This window comes from Pseudarthrobacter sp. R1 (genome assembly GCF_024494415.1).
Lineage (GTDB): Bacteria > Actinomycetota > Actinomycetes > Actinomycetales > Micrococcaceae > Arthrobacter.
This window is the reverse complement of the sequence record NZ_JAMKFI010000008.1, coordinates 369355-384497: the sequence shown is the minus strand read 5'-3', so window position 1 is coordinate 384497 and position 15143 is coordinate 369355. Positions and strand designations below refer to the sequence as shown.

18 protein-coding genes are annotated in these 15143 nt (G+C 65.2%); 9 read left to right on the top strand and 9 right to left on the bottom strand.

Annotated elements, in window-relative coordinates:
• Window positions 1-37: 37 nt before the first annotated feature.
• From M8J71_RS12605 to asd, 7 genes are all read left to right on the top strand, one after another.
• A complete protein-coding gene (locus tag M8J71_RS12605) occupies window positions 38-841 on the top strand; it encodes a thymidylate synthase (RefSeq protein WP_256248236.1) in 804 nt (267 codons plus the stop codon).
• Entirely contained in the window at window positions 838-1422 is a 585-nt protein-coding gene (locus M8J71_RS12600) for a dihydrofolate reductase (RefSeq protein ID WP_163161836.1), read from the top strand. The genes M8J71_RS12605 and M8J71_RS12600 overlap by 4 nt, the downstream gene beginning before the upstream one ends.
• A gap of 2 nt (window positions 1423-1424) precedes the next feature.
• Window positions 1425-1643 (top strand): NF038396 family protein, encoded by a 219-nt coding sequence (locus M8J71_RS12595; protein WP_256248235.1) that lies wholly within the window; start codon window positions 1425-1427, stop codon window positions 1641-1643.
• Window positions 1644-1755: 112 nt separating this feature from the next.
• Window positions 1756-2754, top strand: coding sequence for a WXG100 family type VII secretion target (locus tag M8J71_RS12590; protein WP_256248234.1), 999 nt, complete (start codon window positions 1756-1758; stop codon window positions 2752-2754).
• 23 nt (window positions 2755-2777) lie between these two features.
• Window positions 2778-3416: a hypothetical protein gene (locus M8J71_RS12585; protein WP_256248233.1), complete on the top strand. Its 639-nt coding sequence runs from the start codon at window positions 2778-2780 to the stop codon at window positions 3414-3416.
• Between the two features lie 2 nt (window positions 3417-3418).
• Window positions 3419-3835, top strand: coding sequence for a hypothetical protein (locus M8J71_RS12580; protein ID WP_256248232.1), 417 nt, complete (start codon window positions 3419-3421; stop codon window positions 3833-3835).
• 114 nt (window positions 3836-3949) lie between these two features.
• On the top strand, window positions 3950-5092 hold the full coding sequence (gene asd / locus M8J71_RS12575; protein ID WP_256248231.1) for an aspartate-semialdehyde dehydrogenase: 1143 nt from the start codon (window positions 3950-3952) through the stop codon (window positions 5090-5092).
• 93 nt (window positions 5093-5185) lie between these two features.
• Here asd and M8J71_RS12570 read toward each other — a convergent pair whose 3' ends face one another.
• The gene (locus M8J71_RS12570) at window positions 5186-6316 is read right to left on the bottom strand and encodes a winged helix DNA-binding domain-containing protein (RefSeq protein ID WP_256248230.1); all 1131 of its coding nucleotides are present in this window, start codon (window positions 6314-6316) and stop codon (window positions 5186-5188) included.
• 54 nt (window positions 6317-6370) lie between these two features.
• On the opposite strand from M8J71_RS12570, the gene M8J71_RS12565 reads away from it, so the two are divergent.
• Window positions 6371-6868 carry a hypothetical protein gene (locus M8J71_RS12565; protein ID WP_256248229.1) on the top strand — a complete coding sequence of 166 codons (498 nt, stop codon included), beginning with the start codon at window positions 6371-6373 and terminating at the stop codon, window positions 6866-6868.
• Here M8J71_RS12565 and M8J71_RS12560 read toward each other — a convergent pair.
• Window positions 6849-7916: a UDP-N-acetylmuramate dehydrogenase gene (locus tag M8J71_RS12560; RefSeq protein WP_256248228.1), complete on the bottom strand. Its 1068-nt coding sequence runs from the start codon at window positions 7914-7916 to the stop codon at window positions 6849-6851. The two genes, M8J71_RS12565 and M8J71_RS12560, sit on opposite strands and share 20 nt — an antisense overlap.
• A gap of 200 nt (window positions 7917-8116) precedes the next feature.
• Here M8J71_RS12560 and M8J71_RS12555 point away from each other — a divergent pair, with 200 nt between their 5' ends.
• Entirely contained in the window at window positions 8117-9103 is a 987-nt protein-coding gene (locus M8J71_RS12555; RefSeq protein WP_256248227.1) for a trypsin-like serine peptidase, read from the top strand.
• A gap of 105 nt (window positions 9104-9208) precedes the next feature.
• Here M8J71_RS12555 and M8J71_RS12550 read toward each other — a convergent pair whose 3' ends face one another.
• The 7 genes from M8J71_RS12550 to M8J71_RS12520 all read right to left on the bottom strand — a co-directional run bounded on the left by M8J71_RS12550 (window position 9209) and on the right by M8J71_RS12520 (window position 15092).
• The gene (locus tag M8J71_RS12550) at window positions 9209-9646 is read right to left on the bottom strand and encodes a MaoC family dehydratase (RefSeq protein WP_256248226.1); all 438 of its coding nucleotides are present in this window, start codon (window positions 9644-9646) and stop codon (window positions 9209-9211) included.
• 2 nt (window positions 9647-9648) lie between these two features.
• The gene (locus M8J71_RS12545) at window positions 9649-10110 is read right to left on the bottom strand and encodes an FAS1-like dehydratase domain-containing protein (protein ID WP_256248225.1); all 462 of its coding nucleotides are present in this window, start codon (window positions 10108-10110) and stop codon (window positions 9649-9651) included.
• Between the two features lie 41 nt (window positions 10111-10151).
• Window positions 10152-10376 carry a DUF3188 domain-containing protein gene (locus tag M8J71_RS12540; protein ID WP_163161810.1) on the bottom strand — a complete coding sequence of 75 codons (225 nt, stop codon included), beginning with the start codon at window positions 10374-10376 and terminating at the stop codon, window positions 10152-10154.
• Between the two features lie 54 nt (window positions 10377-10430).
• A complete protein-coding gene (locus M8J71_RS12535; protein ID WP_256248224.1) occupies window positions 10431-11351 on the bottom strand; it encodes a DUF2797 domain-containing protein in 921 nt (306 codons plus the stop codon).
• A gap of 26 nt (window positions 11352-11377) precedes the next feature.
• Window positions 11378-12241: an HpcH/HpaI aldolase/citrate lyase family protein gene (locus tag M8J71_RS12530; protein ID WP_256248223.1), complete on the bottom strand. Its 864-nt coding sequence runs from the start codon at window positions 12239-12241 to the stop codon at window positions 11378-11380.
• Window positions 12242-12406: 165 nt separating this feature from the next.
• Entirely contained in the window at window positions 12407-13348 is a 942-nt protein-coding gene (locus M8J71_RS12525; protein ID WP_256248222.1) for an aldo/keto reductase, read from the bottom strand.
• A 31-nt stretch (window positions 13349-13379) separates the two neighbouring features.
• A complete protein-coding gene (locus M8J71_RS12520; RefSeq protein ID WP_256248221.1) occupies window positions 13380-15092 on the bottom strand; it encodes a glycoside hydrolase family 13 protein in 1713 nt (570 codons plus the stop codon).
• Between the last annotated feature and the right edge of the window lie 51 nt (window positions 15093-15143).

Sequence of the window (15143 nt, the reverse complement as noted above, 5' to 3'; positions counted from 1 at the left end):
GGGCTGCTGCCGGTAGCAACCAAAGTAGACTTGAGCCGTGAGCATCCCAACGCCTTATGAAGACCTCCTGCGCGATGTCCTGGCTTCCGGCACGCACAAATCGGACCGCACTGGAACCGGAACCACCAGCGTTTTCGGCCGCCAAATGCGCTTTGACCTGGCCAGGAGTTTCCCGCTGATCACCACCAAGCGGGTCCATTTCAAGTCCGTGGCAGTAGAGCTCCTGTGGTTCCTGCGCGGCGAAACGAACGTGAAATGGATGCAGGACCAGGGCGTCACCATCTGGAATGAGTGGGCCGACGCCGATGGCGACCTGGGGCCCGTCTACGGCGTCCAGTGGCGTAGCTGGCCCACCCCGGACGGCGGGCACATCGACCAGATCGCCGAACTCGTCGAGAACCTGAAATCCAATCCGGACTCCCGCCGGCACATCGTCTCGGCCTGGAACGTCGCCGAACTCGATGACATGGCGCTGCCGCCGTGCCACGCGTTCTTCCAGTTCTACGTGGCCGACGGCAAGCTCTCATGCCAGCTGTACCAGCGCTCCGCGGACATGTTCCTGGGCGTGCCGTTCAACATCGCGTCCTACGCACTGCTCACCTGCATGGTGGCCCAACAGGTGGGACTGGAGCCCGGCGAATTCGTGTGGACCGGCGGCGATGTGCACATCTACGAGAACCACATGGACCAGGTCCTCAAGCAGCTGGACCGGGAACCCTACGAGTACCCGCAGCTGAAGATCATCCGGAAACCGGCTTCGATCTTCGACTACACCCTGGAAGACTTCGAAGTGGTGGGCTACCAGCACCACCCCACGATCAAGGCTCCGATCGCGGTATGAGCACGGAGAATTCGACCGATCCGCAGTCCTTCACCGAGGAACTGGCCGCGTCGGTGACGGGCGTGGGACTGGTATGGGCCCAGACTCCCGACGGGGTCATCGGCAAAGACGGCGACATGCCCTGGCACCTGCCCGAGGACCTCAAGCACTTCAACCGGCTGACCATGGGCCACCCCGTGGTGATGGGCCGCAAGACCTGGCTGTCCTTTCCGGAGAAGTACCGCCCCCTGCCCGGCCGGACCAACATCGTGATCACCCGGCAGAAAAGCTGGGCTGACACGCCCGAGGCGGAGGGCGCCGTCGTGGTCCCCTCCCTTGATGACGCGTTGCTTGAGTCCCAGTTCGTCGACGGCGGCGAAACCGTCTGGATTCTGGGCGGCGGCGAGATTTTCCGCCAGTCCACCGAGCTCGCCAACGTCGCGGTGGTCACCACCATCGACGTCGATGCCGACGGCGACACTTTCGCCCCCGAGCTTGGCACCAGCTGGGAAGCATCCGCCTCGGTCCCTCCGGACGGCTGGCTCACGGCCGCCAACGGCACACGCTACAGGTTTACTAAATGGTCAAGGACTGAGGGCTAGGAATGTTGAAGAAACGGGAAACCCTTTTTGTGCTGGGCTACATGCTGCTCCCCCTGCTGGCGCTGCTGTCTGCCATCGTTGGGCTAACGATGATTTTGGGCGGCAACAAGATCGCCGGGGCCGTTGTGCTGGTGGTGGTGACGCAGGCGTTCGCCTTCGGCGCGTTCTTCGCGTTGCGCGCCCGGAAGGCGGCCGTGCTGGAGGAACCGGAGCGCCACTAGCCGGCGTAACTGTCCGGGTCATGGGGAGGCCACCCCATCGCGCCCGAACCAGGTTGTTACTAGGCTGGGGCCCGCAGCCGTCAGGAGCTGCTCGAATATTGGGGGAAGCCAGGTGTCAGGAAATCTGTGGGGTGCCGATGTTGACCAGCTGCGCACGCTGGCGCAGCAGTTCAGTAAGACGGCAGACCTGCTGCTGCAGCAGTCCACGCAGCTGAGCGGCCAGATCAACAACAGCCCGGCCTGGAAAGGCCGCGACGCCGAGCACTTCCGTTCCGACTGGAACGGCAACCACCGGGCGCTCCTGCAGACGACGGCGGCACGCCTGAAGCAGGAGTCCAAACTGCTGCTGACACATGCCGACGAGCAGGAGAACGCGAGCAGCACCGGCGGTACAGGCGGGAGCGCCGGGCCTGGCACGGGCGGACCCGGTACGGGCGTGCCCGGCAGCCTCGGTGGCCAGGGCACGGGCCGCCCGCCATTCAACAATCCTTGGGGGCCCGATTGGCTTGCTGACCCAGACTCCCCGTTCCGGGACGGCTGGGACATCTACAACCTGACCAAGGCGTTGCCCAACCTCCGGGCTGGTCTCTTCGATCTGCCACACTTCATCAAGAGGGCAGACAGCTTCGCCGAGTTCTTCTCCAAGGACTTCCGAGACGTGGCAAAGGCATTTCAGGACACCAACATGCTGAGCCAGTATTTCAACACGTCGTCTGAGCTGTTCGACGGCAGGTGGGATACCGCCTTGAACCTCGTTGATGGCGGCAAGGCTGCTACCTTCTTCGAGTTCGGCGGCAAGGCCCTCGGAGTGGTGGGGGTTGGACTCGATACCCTCGACGCGTTTAACAACTTCACCAACGGCAACCCGGATGACAACGGCGGCGCCTGGTATTCGGCGGTTAAGGCGGGACTGGGCGTAGCAGGCTTCGCGCCGCCGCCCGTTGGAACTGCTGCAATGGTTGCATCGGGCGCGCTGGCCATTTACGACAACGTCCCCATCGTCAAGGAGACTGTCAATGCTATCGGCGGATCCATCGCTGATGGTGCCGAGGCGGCATGGGAAAGTGCCGGGGACGCGGCCGAAAACGTCGTCGATTTCTTCGGATTCTGAGCACACAACGAGAGGTACTCACGATGACTGAAACAACAGCACAAGCCATCCCCGACGCCATCGGTTATGGATTCGCCGAGATGGCCGCCCTGGCGAGCCTGCGGGGCGGTGACGGAGCAGTACTCAGCGCGGAGGCCTTGCGGGTGGGCAACTACCTTGGCGATACGGACATGGTGAGCGCGGGCGCATCCTCCCTGGTTGCCCGCGGCCTGGCAACCGCCGAAAGCGACGGGCTTCTCGCGGTGGCAGGACCCACCGCGGCTGTTGCCGCCGTCCTCTCTTCAGCCAGTCGCCGCATGGAGATCTCACTTCTCACCGCAGAAGGGGGCGACAGCGTGATCGCCATGGAAAATGAGGACATCCACTTGTTGTTCCAGCCGCGCTCCTACTTCACCTGGTGGGCCATGGCGCAGAGACCGGATGTCACAGCTGCCGAGGCCAATTTCATGGTCATCAGGCAGCACCTGCACAATAACCCGCAGGGGGGCGCAACAATTCGTCGCCGCGAGGAGCCCACGGGGCAGACCCTTTACGTGAAAAATGGCGGGGGCGGATCATGGACCATCGGCACCGCCAACGCGCAGCAGAAGGACATTGTTGAAACCACAGGCCTTGACGACGCTGCCCTGCTTGACCAGATCCGCACCATCCGTCAGGACTGACTATGACATTCGATCGCGATCGTGAACGCCGCAACGATGATGTATATGCCGAGCACAAGGCGGCGCTTGCCCGGGGAGAGAAGCGCGTCCTGCGGCGAACCGACGCCGGCGAACTGCACAGCTACCCCGGTGACGAAATCGGTTTTTCTCCCGGCCGAGGCCAGGTACAGGTCCGATCCTGGTGGGGCATGGGAATTGTGTCTGCCGTTCTGGGGCTCCTGTTCCTTGGTTCTTCGGTTATGTTTCTTGCCTCGTTCGGGCAGGGTGGGGACCCGGAGTGGGGCGCACTGTTCGCTATCGTGCTGGGTGGTTTCGGCGCCTGGTACACCTTTGGCATGGCCAGGGACGAGTACCGGGCCAAAAAGCTGAGGAAAGAGCGGCAGGCACCGGAACCAGGCGCAGGACATGTCTCGCAGTAACTTATTGGCACGTCCTGTCGAATAGCGCCCCAGGTGCGTGTCGCCGTCGGCAGTTCCACCCAGGAGTGACGTAACCGACTGCGCCCTGCCTGGTCCGGCGTCTAAACTGGACGGATGACTACAGCAGCTACCCCTTCCGTCGGCCTGGTCGGATGGCGCGGCATGGTCGGTTCCGTCCTGATGCAGCGCATGCAGGACGAGGGCGACTTCGCCAACATCAACCCGGTGTTCTTCTCCACCTCGAACGCAGGAGGTGCCGCGCCCTCTCTTGCTGGTACAGCAGAAGGCAGCGCGGGCAAGCTCGAGAATGCGTTCGACATCGACACCCTCGCGAAGCTGCCTATTATTGTCACCGCCCAGGGCGGCGACTACACCAGGCAGGTCCACGGTGAGCTCCGCAGCCGCGGGTGGGACGGCCTCTGGATCGACGCCGCCTCCACCCTGCGCATGAACGACGATTCGATCATCGTCCTGGACCCCATCAACAGGGATGTCATCGACAAGGGCCTGGTGAACGGCACCAAGGACTTCATCGGCGGCAACTGCACGGTGTCCTGCATGCTCATGGGCCTTGGCGGCCTGTTCAAGAACGGACTGGTGGAGTGGGGCACCTCCATGACCTACCAGGCTGCCTCCGGCGGCGGGGCACGGCACATGCGTGAGCTCCTCAGCCAGTTCGGCACGCTCAACGCCGAGGTCAGCACGGAACTGGACGACCCGGCGTCGGCCATCCTGGACATCGACCGCAAGGTCCTGGCCCACCAGCGCACGGACATCGACGCCACCCAGTTCGGCGTGCCGCTGGCCGGCTCCCTCATCCCCTGGATTGATGCGGACCTGGGCAACGGCCAGTCCAAGGAAGAGTGGAAGGCCGGGGTCGAAACCAACAAAATCCTGGGCACCTCCGAGGAAAACCGCGTGATCATGGACGGCCTCTGCGTCCGCATCGGCGCCATGCGCTCCCACTCCCAGGCCCTCACCCTCAAACTCCGCGAGGACCTGTCCGTCGCCGAGATCGAGAAGCTCCTGGCCGAGGACAACGAATGGGCCAAGGTGGTTCCCAACACCAAGGAAGCTTCAATGGCCGAGCTCACCCCGGTGGCAGCCTCAGGCACCCTGGATATCCCCGTAGGCCGCATCCGCAAGATGGAAATGGGCCCCCAGTACATCAGCGCCTTCACCGTGGGCGATCAGCTCCTCTGGGGCGCTGCCGAGCCGCTGCGCCGCATGCTCAACATCGCCACCGGGAACCTGTAACCCTGCAGCTGCCCAAATAACGGCCCTGCCCCGCTTGAACGCTGTTGCCCAGCACCGCTCATGCGGGGCAGGGCCGCGCGTGCGCTGCGCCCGTCAGCCTTCCAGGAACTTGAGGTACCGCCGGGCTGCTCGGTCGAAGGCGGCCTGTCCTGCCGGACTGAGCGGCCGGGCGTCGTCGAACAGCTCAGGCACGACGGCGGCGCGCTGGCCTCTGCCCTCGACGGCCCAGGTGCCAATTACCTCTCCCCCGGCCATAAGGGTTTTTTTGAAGACGCCGTTGCCGCCAGGGACGATCTTGTTGGCGTGCTCGGGCGCCAGGACCAGGCTCCGGTCCGTATAGCCCAGCACAAACTCGTCAAAGCCAGGCAGCAGGAGCACAGACTGCTGGCCAGGTACACCGGAATCGAGCAGGGACGCCGTCTCCGCCGAAAGCCAGTAGCTTGTGCCCTCGAACTCAAGCTCCACGAGTTGGCTTTTTACGTCCTCGAACGCGGCCCGGACCTCGGTCAGGGGAATTTGCGTCCACCAGGCGAAGTCCCGGATCGTTGCCGGGCCATGGCTGCGGAAGTACCGCAGCAGGAACTCCGCGATGGCCTCCTGCCGCTCCAGTTTCCGCGACACCGGAATCCAGTCGTCGAAGCCCACCATCAGCTGCTGGTTGCCGGCCAGCGGCCCCTGTACCAGCCAGCCGTGCCGGCACAATGTTCCCAGGATGTGGATGCCCCGCTGGCCCTCGGTGGGCTGCCCGGCGGCGTCGAACACCTGGAAGAGCTCCGCCCGGCTGGCAGCCCCGCCCCCGGCAACGCGTTCCAGCGCAATGCCCCGGCACTTCTCGATGTCCGCCCAGGTGATGCCCAGTTCACGGTGCCGGCCGGCGATACTCTTCGATAACCGCTCTGCAGTGAGGTCCAGCATCCAGTGCAGATCCTCCGGCGCCACGAAGTGCAAGGTGCCGCGCATCGGCCACGACCGGACCACAGCACCCGAATCGAGGGCGGACCGGACATCCCTCAAACCCACACCCGGTACCCTGGCGCCCACAGCCCAGATCGCTGCCTGCAGGTCCTGGGCCTGCATTGCTGTCATCCACCGGACCGTCCCGGCTACGGGCTCGGAGACGTCAGGGGCGGGTGGCACGGCCGGAAGCGGCACCAGCCGTTGGGACACCAGCCGCAGCCTGCCCATGGTTCGGCGGTCAACACGCTTCCCCACCCTCGCAGCCATGGGCCCATCCTAGGCTCCGCACCGTCCCGTTGGCAGGACCATTAGGGTAGAGGCATGACTTTGGGGAGTTTGTGGCAGTTGCTTGATTCAAAAACGAAGCAGTGGATGCTTGGCGGGACAGTTTCCGTCCTGGCGGGAACGGGCCTGGGGGTGGCTTCCTTGCCCGGCTTCGTGGAGAGCGGCAGCTCCGATCCCCTGCTCCTTTTACCGTCCCTGGCCCTATGCCTGGGCGGCGGTTACGCGGTGCTCTTCCCGGCTATCAGTGCGAGCCGCAACGGGCTGCGGGTATTCCGCGACTGGGGGCGGCACCCGCGGGCCGGAAAGGTTCTCTGGGTGCTGTCCATCGCCATCGCAGCCGGCGGCCTGGCGACCTGCGTGGTGGCCGGCACCGCGAACCCGCTGGCGCCCGGCCTGCTCGTCTGGCTGTTTATGGGGCTCTACCTGGCCAGCGCCGGCTGGGCCTCCGCAGTTATGGGACTCAGCACCGATGCAACGGGCGAAACTTCCAACGGTGCACCCACGGAGGCGCGGGCTACAGTTCCAAGCCGATAAGCAGCGGTTCCGGGTGCAGTGTGATGCCAAAGCGCTGTTCGACGCCGGAACGCACCTCCCGCGCTACTGCCACCACGTCCGCCGCACTGGCCGAGCCGCGGTTGGTGATGGCCAGGGTGTGCTTTGTGGACAGGGACGCGCGGCCCCCGCTGACGCTGCCGGGCTCCAGGCCAAAGCCCTTGCTGAACCCGGATCGGTCGATCAGCCACGCAGCGGAAAGCTTCACCAGCCCGTCCTGGGCTGCGGGGTACCGGGGCGCCCCTTCCGGAAGCGCCGCGGCAACCTCCGCCGGGACGACGGGGTTGGTGAAAAAGGAACCCGTGGAGTACGTATCCCGGTCCTCGGGATCCAATACCATGCCCTTCGAAGCACGCAACCGGAGCACTTCCCGGCGCACGTCCGTGGAGTAGGCACGCTTGCCCTGCTCCACCCCCAGCGACCGTGCCAGTTCCGCGTACCGGACGGGGGCGCTCATTCGCCCCAGAGGCAGCTGAAACTCAACGGTGAGAACCACATAGCGGGGCGAGCCGTTCACCGTGGTCTGCTTCAGGATGGAGTCCCGGTACCCGAACTTCAGCTCCGAATTGGTGAACGTTTTCACGGCATTCCGCTCCCGATCCCAAGTGCGGACAACGGCGATGGTCTGGGAAACGTCCGAGCCGTAGGCGCCCACGTTCTGCACCGGGGTTGCGCCGGTTGAGCCCGGGATGCCGGCGAGGGCCTCGACCCCTGACCAGGCGTGAAGAACGGCGTGCTCCACCAGCTTGTCCCAGTTGTGCCCGGCCTGAACCACTACAGCCACGCCACCGCAGGAGTCCTCCGCGTTGACGGTAAACCCTTCCGAGGCGATCCGCACCACCGTGCCGGGGAACCCGTCGTCGGAAATCAACAGGTTGGAGCCACCGCTGAGGATCAGCAGGGGCTCACCGGCTGCATCCGCAGCGCGGACGGCGTTGATGATCTCAGCCTCGGTCCGGGCCTCGACGAAGGTGCCGGCCGGGCCGCCGACGGCGGCCGTGGTCAGTTCGGAAAGCATCGTGGGAGTCACCAGACCACCTTACTAGTGAAACCGAGGGGCCTTCGTGGCGCCACCGCCGCTGCTCATCAGCACCGATCGTCGTTTAACAAGTGCGACAATTAACCAACAAAACTGGTCTTTTATATTTACAAATCTGTCATATCTGCGTAGTTTCAACCCCAGCGGATCACATATAGGGGTCCGCTTCCCCGCAAACGCATAGGACAGCTATGACAATTACCAGGACTCTGGCCACAAGCCTCACGAGCCTCTCAACGGCCGCACTGTTCACCCTCGCCTCAGCAGGGGGCGCCACGGCGGCGCCCCCTGCTCCGGAGCACAAGGAAGTTCACGGCGTGAGCAGCACCAGGACCGCCGGCACTGCCGACCCCGACTACTGGACGTCGGAACGGATGCGGGCAGCCATACCTGGGGAAGTGCTGGCGAAGAAGGCACTGGCGCGGCAGAAGGCCAACACTCCACACGCCGACGAAGCAGTCGGTAAGGGAGCTGAAAGCAGAATCAAGGGTTCGGACCCCTCAGTCCAGCCGCTGGCAAATGCCAGCGAGAACCCGGTGCCGCACATCGGCAAAGTGTTCTTTACCCTGGGCGGAGCGGACTATGTCTGCTCCGCAAACTCCGTGGCCTCCACCAACAGAAACACCGTTTCCACAGCAGGCCACTGCCTCAACGAAGGCCCTGGCGCATTCGCAACCAGGTTCACCTTCGTGCCTGCCTACCTCAACGGCTCAGCACCCTACGGCAAGTGGACGGCCAAAGCCCTCTATGCTCCCACCCAGTGGAGCTCGTGGGGCAGCATGCAGTACGACACAGGGTTCGCCGTCATGTCACAGCTGAACGGCCGCAACCTTGCAGACGTCGTCGGAGCCTCCGGCGTCCGGTTCAATGCCGCCCGCGGCCTCAGCTACAAGGCATTCGGCTATCCGGCAGCAGCACCGTTCAATGGAGAATCCCTCAAGAGCTGCACGGGCACAGCAACCAACGATCCCTACAACCCGCAGTTCAACTCCCAGGGAATCCCGTGCAACATGACCGGCGGTTCCTCAGGTGGTCCCTGGTTCATCGGCACCTCGTCCGGCGGGTACCAAAACTCGGTCAACAGCTACGGTTACGGGAGCAATTCCACCAAGATGTACGGACCCTACTGGGGTTCTGTCATTCAGTCGACCTACAACGCCGCCGCCTCGGCTTCCTGAACCCGGGCAGCATTGTCATTAAAAAGGAAAAGGGACTGAGGGAGGCTGCCCCGGGGCAGCTTCCCTCAGTCCCTTTGTACACCTGCGCCTGATGGCAGCGGGGCCTCAGGAAAGGCGGACGACTGCCTGGGCCTTCATCAGGACTTTCTGCCCGGCGGAAACCACGGTGAGGTCAACACGCGCGGTGCCGGCCTCGGCGTCGAGCTTTCCGATGGTGCCGCTGACCTCGATGGTGGCGCCGGGTTCGGGGGTCCCGGTGGTGTCCGTGACCAGGACCGGCTTGGTGAAGCGGGTCTGGAAGTCGACGACGGCGGCCGGGTCGCCTGCCCAGTCAGTGACCAGCTGCACGGCGGAGCCCATGGTGAACATGCCGTGAGCAATGACGCCGGGCAGCTCCACGCCGGTGGCGAACGCCTCGTTCCAGTGGATGGGGTTGAAGTCGCCGGAAGCACCGGCGTACTTGACCAGGTCGGTACGGGTGACCTCGATGGTGCGGCTGCCGATTTCCTGCCCGGCACTGAGTTCGTTGAACGTGGGGCTCATGGTTACTGTCCCTCTCCGCGGACCAGGATGGACGACGTGGTGGTGGTGACCGGTTCCCGGGAGTGATCCGTGCCAAGGGCGAAGATCTCCGAACGCGTAGTGATCATCGCGCCGCCGCCCATGGCACGGACACCGTCCACGTGAAGCTCCGCAACCAGGCGGTCCCCGGCGAGGATGGGCCGGTGATGGGTAAAGCGCTGGTCAGCGTGGACCACGCGCGAGAAGTCGATACCGGCCTCCGGATCCTCGATGAGCTGGGCGTCTGCGCGCTGGGCAATGATGATGGCGAACGTTGGCGGGGCAACAAGGTCGGTGTGGCCCAGGGCTTTGGCGGCGTCGACATCGAAGTGTGCAGGATGGGTGGCCTTGACGGCGCGGGCAAATTCGCGGATTTTCTCGCGGCCAACGTCGTACACCTCTGCGGCAGGGTAGCTTCTGCCCTGCAGGTCCGGATTGATGGTCATGGGCTCAAGCCTATCGTCAGGCTCCGGAGCCGCCCGAAAGGTTACCGGCGCAGGTTCTTGCGGATGCTCTGGCCGCGGACCACGATCCCGGCGATGTGCAGGACGAGCCCCAGCCCGATGAGCGGCAGGGATGCGGTGGCGAGGGCGGAGTTGCCGCTGGTGTTGCCCACCAGGTTCAGGATGATGCCGACGGCGATCAGTCCCATCGCGCCGAAGACCAGGACTTTGTAGCGGGTTGGCGCGGTGGCCCAGAATTCGTTCAGCACCCTGCCATTCTACCGGGACGTGCCACCGGCGCCGGGCGGGCAGCGGTGGCGGAGTCAGAACAGCGCCTCCTGGACTGCCGGCACGGTGGAGCTGTACTGGCCCAGTTCGATGGTCCGGCCTTTCAGCTGGCCAAGGTCCACCACGAATTCCAGGTCGGCGTCATCGAGGGCTGCCAGGACAAAGCTTCCGGCCGCGGACCTGATGGTGAACCCGTGCTGCCCGGAAGCCAGCGTGTGGGGGTAGGCGTGCCTGGCGGTTCCGGAGCACAGCCGCTGCGCAAGTCCGGGCCGGTTCCAGCCTTCGTCCACCACCTCGAAACCGTCCAGCCCTGCTGCGGAAATGACCTGGCGTGCGGTGGTTGCGTGCGCCGCATTGCGTTCGGTGAGCCACGACGCAGAAGCCGGCGTGGCCAGGGCCGCAGCCTTGGCGGCAGACCGCACCTGCGGCGGAAGCCCGCCGTCGCGCGTCACCAGGTCCTCCAGGAGCCGCACCACGCGCCCGTCAGCGGCACGGGCTACGTACCTGGCCACCACAGCGCCCTGTTCGGCGAGCCGCTGCCACTTTCGAAGATCCGACGCCGTGCCCACCTTGGTTGCCCCGGCAGCGAAGGTGGCAACGTACAGCCAGTGCGGCTGCATCAGGTAGGTGCGCAGGCCCGGCGGAACCCGGCCGTCCCGGTGGAAGTCGTGCATAAGCCGGAAATCGTCCGCCACAAAGCACCGCTCACACTGGTGCCCGCGGGCCGCCGGTGATTGGCCGGCGCACAGGACGTGGTCCCGGTGGTCCGGACCGTGCACGCGGTGGTGGCCAAGGCAGGACTTCCCTTCGGCGGCGAGCCGGAAGCCCAGGCGGGCGCCGCCGTCGAGCGCTAATTCCCGGAAGGTGCCGTCCGGAGCCTGCAGCCGCAGGACCGGGCAGGAAGCCGGCGGCGCGGGCCAAAAGACCCCGTGGACCAGATAACGGGTATCGGTCACGGGGTCTCCTGAAATGAAGGTAGGTACTACAGCGCGGGCTGCACCCCAAAGGCTACCGCGAGCTTCATAATCTTCTCGGCGCGGCCCAGGCGGGGCAGGTCGGAGCCGTCACGGATGACGCGGCCGTTGGCTTCGAAGTCGGCCATGAAGTCGGTGGCCCAGGCGACGTCGGACGGCGTGGGGCTGATGACCTCGTTGATGACGGGGGTCTGGTCGATGGCCAGGCAGAGCTTGCCGGTCATGCCCATCATCACCGTGATCCCGGTCTGTTCCCGCAGGATGGGGTGGTTGGTGCCAACGGTGGGGCCGTCGATCGGGCCCGGCAGGTTGCCGACGCGGCTGGCTACCACGAGCTTGGCGCGCGGGTAGGCCATGGCCTCGGCAGTGGCGGCCATGCCGGTGTCGCGGCGGAAGTCACCGGAGCCGAAGGCCAGGCGGAAGGCGCCCTGTGCCTTGGCGATCTGGTTGGCTTCCTCGATGCCGACGGCGGACTCCACCAGCGGGATGACGGGAGTCTTGCCGTCCATGCGGTGGAAGCTTTCCGTCACCTGGTCGGCGGATTCGGTCTTGGCCAGCATGACGCCAAGAAGGCCGGGGGTGCCGCGGAGGCCGGCGAGATCGTCTGCCCAGAACGGGCTCGTGGCGTCGTTGATCCGGACCCAGGCCTTGCCGCCGGCAGTCAGCCAGTCAACCACGTGGTTCCGGGCCTGGTCCTTCTGGGAAGGGTCCACGGCATCTTCAATATCCAGGATGATCGAATCGGCGCGGGACACGGCCGACTGGTCAAAAAGCTCGGTCTTCATGGCATTAACAAGGAGCCATGAACGGGCGATCTCTGCTGGGATATTGCGTTCCGGCCTTACGGTCTCGGTGGCGAGGGTAGACGTCATGTATCTACCGTATCCGTCTTGGAAGCAGCACGAGGAAGAAAACGGCCCGCTTGTGAGGTTCAATACGAACTAAACCCCAGATGACTCAATCCTGATGAAAGCAGGTAGCGGCAAGTGTCGTTATGGGGCTCCATAACGACACTTGCTGCTACCCAGTTGGGGAGGTCAGGGGATGTTGCTGCCCCGCGCCGTCACCCACAGCTGGTACCAGTCGGCACGGCTCATTACCTGTGCCACGCGCGAAGCGTCCGCACACGCACGGATCCGTCCGGGGTTGACCGTCCCGATCACCGGGGCGATGCCCGCCGGGTGCTTCATCAGCCAACCCAGCAGGACGGCCTCGCCCGAACTGCCGTACCTCCCGGCCAGCTCCAACACCAGTTCCCCCGTGGCGGCTTCGGCCGACGTCGGACTGTCCGGTTCCGCCCCCGTGTACAGGCCGCGGGCCAGTGAGCCGTAGGCCTGCAGGGTGATCGAGTTCCGGGTGCAGTATTCCAGCGTGCCGTGCGGGAAGCTGTAGTCCAGGTGCTCGGCGTGGTTGACCAGCACCTGGCTTTCCAACCACGCCCGCTTGAGCAGGCTCATCTCCAGCTGGTTCGCCACCACCGGAGTTTCCAGCCGGTCCTGCAGCGCCTCGATCTGAGCCCCCGACATGTTGGACACCCCCAGCTGCCGGACCTTGCCTTCCGCCGTCAGCTGCCCGACGGCGGCGGCCACCTCCGAAGGGTCCGCCAGGGGGTCCGGGCGGTGCAGCAGGAGGATGTCCACATAGTCCGTCCGCAGCCGCTTCAGGCTGTCGTTGACCCGCTCCAGGATGGCCTCACGGCTGAGGTCGTAGTGCGTCTGCAGGCCGCGCTCGTTCAGCCTGATGCCGCACTTGGTCTGAAGCCGGATGCGGTCCCGGAGCCCCGGCGTGGCGCTCAGCACCTCGCCGAAGACGGCTTCCGACTTGCCGCTGCGGTAAATGTCCGCGTGGTCAAACAGGGTGATGCCGGCATCGAGCGCGGCCTCGACGGCGGCAGCGGCCTCGTCCACGTGCTCGCCGGCATGCGGCTCCTCCGACCAGCTGCCGCCGAGGCCCATGCAGCCGTAAATCAGTTCCTGCATCAGGCCGGCCGCCCCGGATGGCACGGGAACATCAGCGCAGCCATGCAGTGGTGTTGGCAGGCAGCTTGCCGTCCTCGAGGGGGGCGCTGCTGACCAGGACCGTTCCTGCCGGAAGGTCGACGGCGGTGTCCCCGAAGTTCGTCACCGACTGCCAGCCGTTGGGGCGGCGGAAGTACAGGACGTCCGGGGTGCCAGTCTCGACCCATTCCAGCTCTTCGTCGGTCTGCAGTTCCCGGCGCAGCTTTAGGGCGGCGCGGTAGAGCTCCAGCGTGGAGCCCTTGGTGCCGTCCTGCGCCTCGACGGCGTACTTGCTGAACCAGTCCGGCTGCGGCAGGTGCGCGCCGCCGTCGCCGAAGCCGAAGGAGGTTCCCTCCACCTTCCAGGGCAGCGGCACACGGCAGCCGTCACGCCCGACTTCCACTCCCTTGTTGCGGAAGAAGGAGGGGTCCTGGCGCTCCGATTCGGGAATGTCGGCGACTTCCTGCAGCGCGAGCTCCTCGCCCTGGTACAGGTAGGCGGAACCGGGGACGGCCAGCATCAGCAAAGTGGCGGCGCGGGCACGGCGTTCACCGAGCTCCACGTCCAGTTCCTCCTTGGGGCCGCCGGCCAGCAGCCAGTCCTTGCCGTCCTGGCCCTTGGTGCGTTCCTTGCCCTTGGACACCTGGGGCAGGCCGTAGCGCGTGGCATGGCGGACCACGTCGTGGTTGGAGAATACCCAGGTGGACGAGGCGCCGGTGGCGGCCGCTTCGGCAAGGTTCCGGGTGATGATCTCCTTATACTCGGCGGCGTCAAAGTCCGCCTGCAGCAAATCGAAGTTGAAGGCCTGGCCCAGCCCCTGCGGGCTCGCGTAGCGGGCACGGCGGGTTGCGTGGACCCAGGCTTCAGCGACGGCGGTGCGCGGCGGGTTGTACTCGTTGAACACCTCGCGCCATTCGGCGTAGATCTCGTGGACTTCGTCCCTGTCCCAGAAGGGGTGGGTGCCGTCGTCGAATCCGTCCACCCCGGTGTTGAGCTCGCTCAGTTCCAGTTTGGACAGCAGGGGCTCGGTGAGGTCCTTGGTGAGGGCATGGGCCACGTCCACCCGGAACCCGTCAACGCCCCGGTCGGACCAGAACCGCAGCGTCTTGAGGAAGTCCTCGCGGATTTCGCGGTTGGACCAGTTCAAGTCCGGCTGTTCCTTGGCAAAGATGTGCATGTACCACTGGCCCGGGGTGCCGTCCGGTTCAGTGATGCGCTCCCAGGCCGGGCCGCCAAAGACGGAGTCCCAGTCCGACGGCGGGAACTCCCCGTTGGGGCCCTTGCCGTCGCGGAAGATGTAGCGGTCCCGGGCGGGTGACCCCTTGGGCGAGGCGAGGGCTTCCTTAAACCATTTGTGCCGGTCCGAGGAGTGGTTGGGAACGATGTCGGCGATCAGCTTGATGCCCGCCCCGTGCAGCGCGTCCGCCATCTCGTCAAAGTCCGCAAGCGTGCCGAGCTTGGGGTCCACGTCGCGGTAGTCGTCCACGTCGTAGCCGCCGTCCGCCAAGGCTGAGGGGTAGAACGGGCTGAGCCACACGGCGTCGATTCCCAGCGACTTCAGGTAAGGCACTTTGGCGGTGATGCCCTTGAGGTCACCGATGCCGTCACCGTTGGAGTCCGAGAAACTCCGCGGGTAGATCTGGTACACGGAGGCCTGGCGCCACCAGTTTGGGTTGGCCAGGTGGTCGGAATCGGACAGGGTTGCCAAGGTGGCAGTGGTACTCACAACACTCCTTTTATTTAGCATCTAAATTATCTTGTCGACCAGTATGTGCAG